At 35.2% G+C, this 10,699-nt stretch carries 10 protein-coding genes; all 10 read right to left on the bottom strand.

Annotated elements, in window-relative coordinates; all coding sequences use genetic code 11:
- Window positions 1-138 precede the first annotated feature (138 nt).
- Window positions 139-618 carry a sigma-70 RNA polymerase sigma factor region 4 domain-containing protein gene (locus tag N8M95_RS05145; RefSeq protein WP_261116740.1) on the bottom strand — a complete coding sequence of 160 codons (480 nt, stop codon included), beginning with the start codon at window positions 616-618 and terminating at the stop codon, window positions 139-141.
- Between the two features lie 120 nt (window positions 619-738).
- Window positions 739-2,697, bottom strand: coding sequence for an ATP-dependent zinc metalloprotease FtsH (gene ftsH, locus N8M95_RS05140; RefSeq protein ID WP_261116739.1), 1,959 nt, complete (start codon window positions 2,695-2,697; stop codon window positions 739-741).
- A gap of 15 nt (window positions 2,698-2,712) precedes the next feature.
- Window positions 2,713-3,255 (bottom strand): hypoxanthine phosphoribosyltransferase, encoded by a 543-nt coding sequence (gene hpt / locus N8M95_RS05135; RefSeq protein WP_000892170.1) that lies wholly within the window; start codon window positions 3,253-3,255, stop codon window positions 2,713-2,715.
- Between the two features lie 4 nt (window positions 3,256-3,259).
- Window positions 3,260-4,537: a tRNA lysidine(34) synthetase TilS gene (gene tilS, locus N8M95_RS05130; RefSeq protein WP_261116738.1), complete on the bottom strand. Its 1,278-nt coding sequence runs from the start codon at window positions 4,535-4,537 to the stop codon at window positions 3,260-3,262.
- Window positions 4,534-5,802, bottom strand: a complete 1,269-nt coding sequence (locus tag N8M95_RS05125) for a serine hydrolase (RefSeq protein WP_261116737.1) — start codon at window positions 5,800-5,802, stop codon at window positions 4,534-4,536. Before N8M95_RS05125 ends, tilS begins: the two co-directional genes overlap by 4 nt.
- Window positions 5,795-5,917, bottom strand: coding sequence for an SP_0009 family protein (locus N8M95_RS05120; RefSeq protein WP_261116736.1), 123 nt, complete (start codon window positions 5,915-5,917; stop codon window positions 5,795-5,797). The genes N8M95_RS05125 and N8M95_RS05120 overlap by 8 nt, the downstream gene beginning before the upstream one ends.
- 4 nt (window positions 5,918-5,921) lie before the next feature.
- Window positions 5,922-6,290, bottom strand: coding sequence for a septum formation initiator family protein (locus N8M95_RS05115; RefSeq protein WP_261116735.1), 369 nt, complete (start codon window positions 6,288-6,290; stop codon window positions 5,922-5,924).
- Window positions 6,283-6,549, bottom strand: coding sequence for an RNA-binding S4 domain-containing protein (locus N8M95_RS05110; protein WP_001234978.1), 267 nt, complete (start codon window positions 6,547-6,549; stop codon window positions 6,283-6,285). Before N8M95_RS05110 ends, N8M95_RS05115 begins: the two co-directional genes overlap by 8 nt.
- 57 nt (window positions 6,550-6,606) lie before the next feature.
- Window positions 6,607-10,110, bottom strand: a complete 3,504-nt coding sequence (gene mfd, locus N8M95_RS05105; protein WP_261116734.1) for a transcription-repair coupling factor — start codon at window positions 10,108-10,110, stop codon at window positions 6,607-6,609.
- Window positions 10,111-10,680 carry an aminoacyl-tRNA hydrolase gene (gene pth, locus N8M95_RS05100; protein WP_261116733.1) on the bottom strand — a complete coding sequence of 190 codons (570 nt, stop codon included), beginning with the start codon at window positions 10,678-10,680 and terminating at the stop codon, window positions 10,111-10,113.
- Between the last annotated feature and the right edge of the window lie 19 nt (window positions 10,681-10,699).

The raw sequence follows: 10,699 nt of genomic DNA, 5'->3' as shown, positions 1-10,699 counted from the left end.
TGTTACCGCCGTGAAAAGGCGGTGTCTTAACCCCTTGACCAACGGACCAGAGTTGTTTTCAACTCTTACTATTATACCCACTTTTTAAACTTTGTCAACTACTTTTTTTATCTTTTTTCTGTTTTTTTGTATGACTTCCTATTGAGTACGGATGTCAAACTCCTTAAACACAATACGTAAGTCTCTTAATACTCTTTGACGCCCTCGGAAGCGTTCATTTCTTAAGATGCGTTCTAACTCTTCTTGTTTGTCTTTACTTTGTTTGCTTCTATAATCTCTTAGTGTCTCATGAAAGAGATAATAGTCATCTAGCCACAGACCGCCCTCACTGATACGATGACTGATCTCACCTACTTCTTCATAGGGTTCTTTATCATATCTTCGTTTTTGACTTTCCTGCTTACGGATATAATCTAGGATTCGATTCCGAAACTTGGTTTTGAAGTATTTACGTAAACGAGGAATATCTTCTACTATTCCTTCTTCTTTACTAATCAACTCATGTAGGCAGACCATTCCCTCTTGATCCCAATCCGATAACTCCCATAAATGGAGATGGTATTCATTTCTACACTTATATACAATTCCCTGGACTTCTTTATACAATTCTTTAAACATAACGTTCCCCTTTCTAGATATAGTCTAACAGATTCAAAAACATTTTTGTCCTATTTTCCCGTTCTGTTCTCTACACCTCCTCAACTGCGCAAAAAAAGAGAGGACATGCCTCTCTCAGGGTTATTTTTCGTCATTCATTTTTGACTTCACTTCATCATAAGATAATGCATGTGATTCCTCTTCTACTGTTTCAGGCATCTTTCCTGTTTCGTAAAGAGATTTAATTTGCGTACTATCCAATGTTTCGTATTTCAATAATGCTTCTGCAATCAACTTGTGAGTTTCACGATTTGACTGAATAATTTCAGCAGCTTTATTTCGTGCTTCATTCAATAATGAACGAACCTCTTCATCAATTTCATAAGCTGTTTGCTCTGAAATTGATTTTTGAGGGCTCTGTGCACCAAACATGGCATGGTTTCCTTCATATTGTACTGGGCCAAGTTTTTCACTCATACCGTACTCTGTAACCATTGCACGCGCCATCTGTGTAGCTTGTTCAAAGTCGTTTGAAGCTCCTGTAGTTTGGACATTAAAGATAATTTCTTCAGCTACACGTCCACCCATTAAACCAGCCAATTGCTCTTTCATATCTTCTTTAGAAAGAAGCATTTGGTCTTCCTTAGGAAGTGCAATCATATAGCCGCCTGCACGGCCACGTGGTACAATTGTAACCTTATGGACAACACGAGCATTCGACAAGACTAGACCAACAATGGTATGTCCTGCCTCATGGTAAGCAACCAATTCTCGTTCTTTTTGTGAAACTGTCTTATCTTTCTTGGAAGGTCCAGCAATCACTCTATCTTCTGCTTCATCAATATCTGAGGCATCAATTATCGATTTATTGCGACGAGCAGCGACTAGAGCTGCTTCATTCAATACATTCTCTAAATCAGCACCAACAAAACCTGGAGTTTGTTGAGCCACTAATTTCAAATCAACATCTTCTGCTAAAGGCTTGTTCTTAGCATGAACTTTCAAGATTGCTTCACGACCTTTAACATCAGGACGGCCAACCAATACTTTTCTATCGAAACGTCCTGGACGCAGAAGGGCAGGGTCAAGTACATCTGAACGGTTTGTAGCAGCGATGACGATAATCCCTTCATTTCCCTCAAAACCATCCATCTCAATCAAGAGTTGGTTCAAGGTTTGTTCACGTTCGTCATTTCCTCCGCCAAGACCAACTCCACGTTGACGTCCAACAGCATCAATTTCATCGATAAAGATGATAGCTGGTGCTGCTTTTTTTGCATCTTCAAAAAGAGAACGAACACGACTAGCTCCAACTCCGACAAACATTTCTACAAAATCAGAACCTGAGATACTAAAGAATGGAACACCTGCTTCTCCGGCAACTGCTTTAGCAAGCAAAGTCTTACCTGTTCCCGGAGGTCCCTCCAGAAGGACACCTGCTGGAATACGAGCACCAAGTTTTGTAAATCGTTTTGGATCTTTTAAGAATTCAACAACTTCAACTAGTTCTTGTTTTTCTTCCTCAGCTCCAGCAACATCTGAAAATCTTACTTTAATATCTTCTTTATTTGCAGCTTTAGCCTTACTACGTCCAAAACTCATTGGGTTACGGCTATTATTTCCTCCCATATTTCCCATCATAGAGAATAGGAAGAAGAAAAGAATACCGAATGGCACAATGGATACAAGAATATTAATCCACATACCACTTGAACTTTCATGCTTAACAGTTACCTCCGCCTTATGATCAGAAGCAAGTTTTTGCAATTCAGATACTGTCGTATCTGAAGGAAGAATGATGCTTGAAAATTTCTCTACTGTTGTAGCAGAAGTAGAAAAGAACTGAATGCCTGTTTCTTCTTTACTTGTTTTAGGATTTTTATAAACACCTGAAACTTCGATAACACTGCCATTTGGTTGGTAAGTCAATTCTTTTACATTGTCATCGGTAATTTCTTTTACCAATTCTGTATAATTAATTTGCTCACTTTTCCCTGCAACACTACCTGTACTAAAATACTGGTAGGCTGTAACTAGGAAAAAAATAAGTAATAACCATAGAAAAGGATTTTTAATTAAACCATTATTTTGTTTTTTCATTAAAAATTGTTCTTTCTAATTTGAATACACTTCTTCTTTCAATACTCCAACATAAGGAAGGTTACGATAATTTTCTTTGTAGTCTAAGCCATAACCTACTACAAACTCATTTGGAATAGTAAAGCAGGTATAGTCTGCCTCAATTTCTACAACACGCCCCTCTGGTTTATCCAACAAGGTTGCAATGTTAACAGAAGCAGCTTCTCTTTCAATAAACATATCTCGCAAATTCTTCAAAGTTTGTCCTGTATCAATGATATCCTCTACAAATAGAACATGTCTTCCTTTGATATCTTGAGTCACATCTTGCTTGATATTAATGACACCACTACTTGCTGTTCCACCATGATAGCTAGAAACCATCATAAAGTCCATTTCAATATGTGTATCAATATGTTTAACCAATTCAGCCATAAAAGGGATAGATCCTTTTAAAATCCCAATTAAAATCGGATTTTTTCCTGCATAGTCTTTAGTTAGTTGGGCACCTAATTTTTTAGCAGCTTCTGTAATTTCATCGTGTGAAACGAGAATTTTTTTAATATCGTTTTCTAACATTTTTTTACCTATCTATTTTTTCTATATAAAGTACAGTGTTCATTATATCATTTTTCGTGTTTTTACTCAAATTACTGGTCGCAATTCCCAAAATTGAGACAATTTCACCAAATTGCTCAATAATCAGAGCAGATTTTCGTTTTTCCATAGGGATTTTCAAATCAATAAATAAACGTCTGAGTTTTTTTCTATGTCCATTTTGAAGCAAAAAATCTCCTGTTTTTCGATGACGAATGTGTATTGATGTTTCGCGTGAAACAGGTACCTGCTGAATTAATTCACCTTCTAAAGGAAGTCCAAAGGAAAATAAATATCCTTGATAAGTAACTTGATTTTGATAGTGTAACACAAGTTCCTCTTCCTTTTCATCAGCCTGAGGACTGATTTTACAAATCTTAAACCATTGGTACTCTTTTATCAATTCATAGCCATTTTTTAGCGGATGACGATACTGGCTTTTAGATTTTAAAATTTGCCGAACTTCAGCAAACTGCGCTTTTGTAAGATTCAAATCTGGAAAACGATTCAGATAAGTTTGAAGTAAAACTCTTTGTGTCGACTCAGAGTAAGACAATAGCTGCTCTAAATTCTCTACATCAATATTCTTTGATAATTCAGCTATAGCTAAGTCATAATCTAAAATTTCATTGCCGATACTTAAGATTGCATCTCTAAATAGAGGATTTTCTTTTTCTAATTCTGGTAAATAAGAATTTCGAATACGATTGCGAAAATAATGATTTTCCTGATTTGATATATCTTCAAAGTGGAAAATTGGTGGAAAGTCTTTTTTCTGAAAATACAAGAAGGGCCGAATGATTTCTATCTCTCCGACTACTTGCTTCTCCTTAATTCCTGATAGATAGCGCAAACGAGTGCCTCGAATCAAACGCATCAAAATCGTTTCCACCTGGTCATCAGCATGGTGGGCAGTGACCAAGGCTGTCGCACCTGTCTTTTTCATGACCTCTTGAAAAAAATCATAACGAAAATCTCGAGCACGCGCTTCTGAAAATTCTCCTGAAAAATTGCTGATATAAATAGGAAGCTCTGCTTCAGCAGCGAACTTCCTTAATTCCTGTTCTTCCCAATCTGATTCTACTCTCTGCTTATGATTCACATGAGCTAGAATCAATTCAATTTCTAACTCTTTTTTATAGGTAGACAATACCTTAAATAAAAACATAGAGTCTAAGCCACCAGAAAGAGCTAGCACCACCTTAGTATGTTTTTTTAAATATCCTCTCTTGAGAAAATGATTTAAAAAATCTTGTTCCCTCATTTTAGAACCTCATAAACATCCTTGGCTATCTTAGAAATCGTATCATAATCAGAATTTTTAGTGAAAATAGAAAGAATAAATGGAGAATCTCCATAGACAACACCTGTATCATGCTTAAATTCATCCGCATCTCCAATTTTATGAGCTACTTTAACAGAAACACCTTTGGCAATTCGATCATTATCAAAATCTGTTTTAGTCAAAGACTCTAGCACAAATCCATTTTGATTATAAATAGCTTCCATGACCTTCCCAGCCATCTTAGAAGAAATCAATTTTTCTTTTGGATCCCAATCATCTCCCATAATAGTAGACATCTTAGACTTGAATGTGGCATCAGATTGATTTGAAATGTAATATCCCAATAAATTATGAGCTACATTATCCGATTCTTTAGATATTTTTGTGATTAAGTCCTTTATAGAATACTCTTTATTGTCCTCTTTTTTAGGGAGGCTACCACTTCCCTCTGGTTTATAAGAACCTGGAAAATCATTGACTGCGGATATGTATTTTACAGTCGTATCTAACTGATAAAGACCCTCATTTATTTTTTCTTGCGTATAGTAGAGATAAGGTAATTTTAAAATGCTAGCTGCATACATCTTTTCATCTTGATTGATACCAGCTTCTTTTCCAGTAGTCAGTTGCTTAACATAAATAGAAAATGAATCCTTCTGATATTTTTCAGATAACATTTCTTGAACTTTACCCATCCGATTATCTTCTTCAGAAGTTGATTCTTTAGCTACCCATCCAGCCTGATCAATATGTAGAAATTCTCTTCCTTCTACAAACATGGTCTTGTCAATTGATACTTGCGAATAAGCTGATAAGGATAATTTCTCTTCTTTTAAATCATAAGGACTATTGTACAGTTTAAAATCAGATTCTAACCATACTTTTTTGATTGTAGGAGCTACCTCTGACTGATCGTATAAAAATCGTTTGTCTGCAGCTATAAATTGATGATTTGATAGCTTAAATACCGGAATTCCTTGTTTATTTAGACGCCACTCGGTTATCTGAAAACTTGTTTTTGGAGTCAATTTTCCAGATTCCACTACTAAATCTTCATTCGCATAAACAGGAACCTCTCCATAAACCATGGGAGAACTTAATTTTTCTCTAAAATAAATACCAAAGTCAGATTGTGAAAGGTAATAAATTTCTTTCGAAGTATAGACAACTTCTTTTTCTGTGCTAACTACTTTTGAAACTGTCAAAAAACTCGGTAGCAACAAAATAATTAAGAATTTACGCATTCTTCCTTTCCTTTTCTTCCTGTAAACGCAATAATTGATTTTTATCAGCCAACTCGTCCAGCTTTTCATCCGATAGACTCAAAAATTGCTCTATTACATCTAATAAATTTTCCATTTCATCACCTTGGAAGCAAGTCAGGAATCGTATAAACAGCTTCCCGATTCTTAGAATAATAGTACTTCGCTCGTGTATATTTGGCAGCATAATCCTCGTCTTTCAACTTGGTAGCAAATGCTGTCTCCTTATCCTTTTCATCACTCAAAGTTTGATACTGAGTTTGCAAGTCTGCTAATTGCTGACGTCTTTGGAGTAATTGGTTATAGCTTTGAGCAAGATTATAAGTTGGTAAAATAAACAACAAAATCATCAAAATAAGAACCCAACCCATAAAACGATTCCGTTTTTGTCGTTCTTTCATCAGGTAGCGACGACGTTGGTATTCATTTTGGATAAAAGAATTGTTTAATTGCACAATATTCTTAGACATTTTCTTCTACCCTTGTTTCACTGATAATTTCATACATGCCTGCTGCATCTTCTTTTTTTGTACTATCTTTCATCTCTAGTACTTTGACAAGTAGCAACTTATTTCCAAAACGAATTTCAACTTGGTCATTAACTTTCAAATCCGTTGAACTTTTGGCCAAGATTCCATTCACCTTGATTCTGCCTTTATCTGCTACTTCTTTTGCGACTGTACGACGCTTGATAATTCTTGATACTTTTAAATATTTGTCTAATCTCATTTTTATTACCTCAAATTATTATTGTACCATTTTTATCTATTTTATAGAAGAAAAATGTTAAAGAGAATTGCCTTCTTTTGATACTTTTATCTCTAATAAAATTTCTCCAAAAATGAGCAGACCTTCTAAAATTTCATAGTCCTTCTTGTTTCGAACATCAAATACAACTTCCATTAATCCCTTATTCTCAGCTATAGCTGCTTTTAAGTTCGTTGCGGATAAAGCTTTAAAATAATCTTGAGCCAAGAACAGTCGCTGAGTAATTTTTTCAAATTGAACTGTAATCTTATTTTCTTTTCGTTCCACACGTTGAACAAAGACCTTGTCCAAGTATGACTTGACTAGACCAATTTCTAAAAGATAAGCTACAACGTCTGGGTATTCTCCAAAGCGGTCCATCAACTCTTCCTGTAACTCTTCATAATTGACACGGTTGTCAATTTGACGAATTTTCTTGTAAATTTCAATCTTATGTCGTTGGTCAGATATATAAGTATCAGGAAGATAGGCATCAATTTGCAAAATCAATTCGGCATTTCCTTTGGTTCTTGTGTTCCCATTACCATGTCGTTTAGCAATAGCTTCCTCTAGTAACTGCGAATACAATTCAAAACCAACAGAATCAATGAAACCAGACTGAGATTTTCCTAGGAGATTTCCTGCTCCACGAATCGAAAGATCTCGCATAGCAATCTTAAATCCGGAACCCAATTCTGTAAATCCTTTGATTGCCTCTAATCTCTTTTCAGAAACTTCACTGATTGATTTTTCTGGACGATACATGAGATAGGCATAAGCAATACGATTACTACGTCCGACTCTTCCTCTTAACTGATACAAGGTTGACAAGCCCATATGGTCTGCATTTTCAATAAATAAAGTATTAGCATTTGGAATGTCCACCCCTGTCTCAATAATGGTAGTTGTCACCAAAATATCATACTGACCTTCAATGAAATCTAATAACGTATTTTCTAACTGAATCTCACTCATTTGCCCATGAACATACCCAATCGAAGCCTCTGGAATCAACTCCTGTAATTCTGAAACCTTTTGGTCAATCGTGTCAACTTTGTTGTAAAGATAGTAAACTTGACCTCCACGCTCCATTTCACGCAAGACCGCATCACGAATGACACTATTATTCTTTTCCAAAACATAGGTCTGAACAGGATAGCGATTAGTCGGCGGAGTTTCAATAACAGACAAATCTCTGATTCCCAGCATAGACATATGAAGGGTACGAGGAATTGGCGTTGCTGTCAAGGTCAGGACATCTACTTGTTTTTTCAGTTCTTTCAAGGTTTCCTTATGCTTGACACCAAATCGCTGCTCTTCATCAATAATAATCAATCCCAAATCAGCAAACTCAACATCTTTAGATAAAACTCGATGCGTTCCAATCAAAATATCAACTTGACCCTTTTTCAATTTTTCAAGTGTTTCAGTCTGTTCTTTTTTACTTCTAAAGCGACTCAACACATCAATATTGACTGCAAAATTTTGGAATCGTTCCTTAAAATTCGTATAGTGCTGTTGCGCTAAAACCGTCGTCGGAACTAAAACGACAACCTGTTTGTGATCATTGACTGCCTTAAATGCTGCACGCATAGCAACTTCAGTCTTTCCAAAACCAACATCCCCAACTAAAAGTCGATCCATTGGCTGAGAAGCCTGCATATCGCTCTTGATTTCCTCAATACTACGAAGTTGATCATCCGTTTCAACATAAGGAAAGGCATCATCAAAAGCATGTTGATCTTCATCATCAGCTGAAAAAGCAAAACCCTTCAACTGGCTGCGCTCAGAATAAAGTTTGATTAAATCGTCAGCTATATCCTCTACCTGGTTCTTAACTTTTTGCTTGGCTTTTTTGAAATGACCGTCATTTAATTTATTGAGTTTTGGAGCTTTCCCATCACTTGAAACATATTTGGACAGTAGATGAATCTGTTCCACTGGGATAGAGATTTGATCCCCGTTTTGGTATTGAACACTAACATAATCACGGTGAATCCCTTTGATTTCAATTGTTTCAATCCCTAGATATTGACCAATTCCATGGATATGGTGAACAACGTAATCTCCTTTTTCAAGTTCATTGTAATCTTTTAATCTCTCTGCGTTTGAAACATGTTGTCTTCGAAAACGACGTTTCAATTTCTTTTGAAAAATCTCATGTTCAGTTATCAATAAAACCTTTTCATCTACAAAATGAAAACCATGTCTGAGATTACCCTCGATTAAGTTTACAGATTCTTTACAAATACTTGACTTATCTCTAGAATCCAATTTAATCTGGTATTCCTCTAAAACATCCTCCAATGTTTTACTTCCCATTGAATTGCTAGACTGCAGAATGATAGTATAATCCATTTTTTTGTATCGCTCAATTTCTTCTTTTAGAAAAGAAAATTGATTGAAAAACTCCTGCATAGGATATTGATTAAATTGATAAATTTGGTCAAACTTGAGATTGCCTAAACCCTTTTGCAGATTAGAGAAAAAGGTAACCGGACTCTGTTTTTTATAGATTTGCTCTGTATCTGCAAAATACTGCATTTCAGAAAATGCTTTACTGTTCTGTAATTCTTCTGTAAAGTATTGTGCTAATTCTCTTTCAAATACTTCATACTGATTCATTAATTTTTGATAATCATCAAAGAATACTGGGGTATCTTTTTCAATATAGTCAAAAACAGTCCATGTCTTGTCATAACACAAAGATAAAAACTTCCTAGAATCTAAATGAATTTGTTTTTGATGAAAACTTGAAAGAATTTCTTCTAAGTATGATTTTAAAATAGGTGATAACGTTTTTGAAATTTGTTTTTCTAAAGCTGACTGACCTCGTTGATAATCCTTTTCTCTCAAAAGCATATCACTAGCTGGAAAGATGGTGAGTTCTGTCTGATTTTCTTTCGATAATTGTGTTTCGACTTCAAATGACCTAATACCATCGACTTCATCACCAAAAAACTCAATTCGGAAAGGTTCTAACTGGGATATTTCAAAAATATCTAAAATATCTCCTCGCAGACTAAATTCTCCTTGAGTTTGTACTTGTGTAACTTTTCGATAGCCTATTTCCTTTAACTGATGGATAAGCGCATGTTGGTCATATTCTTCACCAACTGAGATTTTTACAATACTATCTTTGAATACATTTGGAGACGGTAAAATCAATCGACTTGCTGCAATATTACAAACCAAAATCCCTTTCTTAGATGGATCAGTCAAAAAACGCAAGGCTTCGACCCGTGAAATGATTTTTTCTTGTGAAGACATCAAGAACTCGACCATGGGGGAGTCATCTACCAAAAATGGATAGACAAGTTCCTCACCCAAGATAGATAGAAGATCACTAACAAGTCCTTCTGCTTCTCCATAAGTTGACGTTAATAACACAATCTTATCTTCTTTTTCTAAACTGCTTGCAATTGCAAGAGCCTTAGTAGATGTTGATAAGCCAAGTATTAGTTGTCTTTTCTTATCTGTTAAACTTTGATTCCATTTTTTAATCTGATTATTTTCTGAGAATAAATCTAATAAGGTCACCATTTATCCGTTATACCTCTGCATTGTTTTCTCAAAGTTTTTCTCTTGTAAATAATAGTTTACAGCATCGTCAACCTTGTCAATAGACTGTAAAATACCGATATAATCATCCTTGTCAAACTTACTCAAAACATGGTGAACAACTGACATACCATTTTTAGGTCTTCCGATTCCAATCTTAACACGATTAAAGCCCTGGGTCCCTATATGTTGAATAATAGACTTGATACCATTATGACCACCTGCGGATCCCTTTGATCTTAAACGAATCTTTCCAACTTCCATGTCAAGATCATCATAAATAATGAGTAAATCTTCAATATCCAAACCATAGTAAGTCAATAAAGCATGAACAGCTTTCCAGCTTTCATTCATAAAGGTCGTTGGTTTGACAAGATAAATTTTTTCGCCATTAAGAAAAAAAGATGCTAGATCAGCTTGAAATATCTTATCGTGTGTAAAAGTGATATTTTGTTTTTTAGCTAATTGGTCAATCAACATAAATCCAACATTGTGTTTGGTTTCAAAATATTTATCCCCTGGATTTCCTAATCCTACAAGTAATTTGGTCATTTATTTTTCCTTTCAAAAG

It is taken from the genome of Streptococcus mitis (assembly GCF_946190325.1).
GTDB lineage: Bacteria > Bacillota > Bacilli > Lactobacillales > Streptococcaceae > Streptococcus > Streptococcus mitis_CF.
This window is presented reverse-complemented; position numbering and strand designations above follow the sequence as displayed.

Bases quoted from the DNA above. Each gene is read 5' to 3' on its own strand.
- N8M95_RS05145 (WP_261116740.1), bottom strand. From the start codon at position 618: ATGTTTAAAGAATTGTATAAAGAAGTCCAGGGAATTGTATATAAGTGT.
- ftsH (WP_261116739.1), bottom strand. From the start codon at position 2,697: ATGAAAAAACAAAATAATGGTTTAATTAAAAATCCTTTTCTATGGTTA.
- hpt (WP_000892170.1), bottom strand. From the start codon at position 3,255: ATGTTAGAAAACGATATTAAAAAAATTCTCGTTTCACACGATGAAATT.
- tilS (WP_261116738.1), bottom strand. From the start codon at position 4,537: ATGAGGGAACAAGATTTTTTAAATCATTTTCTCAAGAGAGGATATTTA.
- N8M95_RS05125 (WP_261116737.1), bottom strand. From the start codon at position 5,802: ATGCGTAAATTCTTAATTATTTTGTTGCTACCGAGTTTTTTGACAGTT.
- N8M95_RS05120 (WP_261116736.1), bottom strand. From the start codon at position 5,917: ATGGAAAATTTATTAGATGTAATAGAGCAATTTTTGAGTCTATCGGAT.
- N8M95_RS05115 (WP_261116735.1), bottom strand. From the start codon at position 6,290: ATGTCTAAGAATATTGTGCAATTAAACAATTCTTTTATCCAAAATGAA.
- N8M95_RS05110 (WP_001234978.1), bottom strand. From the start codon at position 6,549: ATGAGATTAGACAAATATTTAAAAGTATCAAGAATTATCAAGCGTCGT.
- mfd (WP_261116734.1), bottom strand. From the start codon at position 10,110: ATGGTGACCTTATTAGATTTATTCTCAGAAAATAATCAGATTAAAAAA.
- pth (WP_261116733.1), bottom strand. From the start codon at position 10,680: ATGACCAAATTACTTGTAGGATTAGGAAATCCAGGGGATAAATATTTT.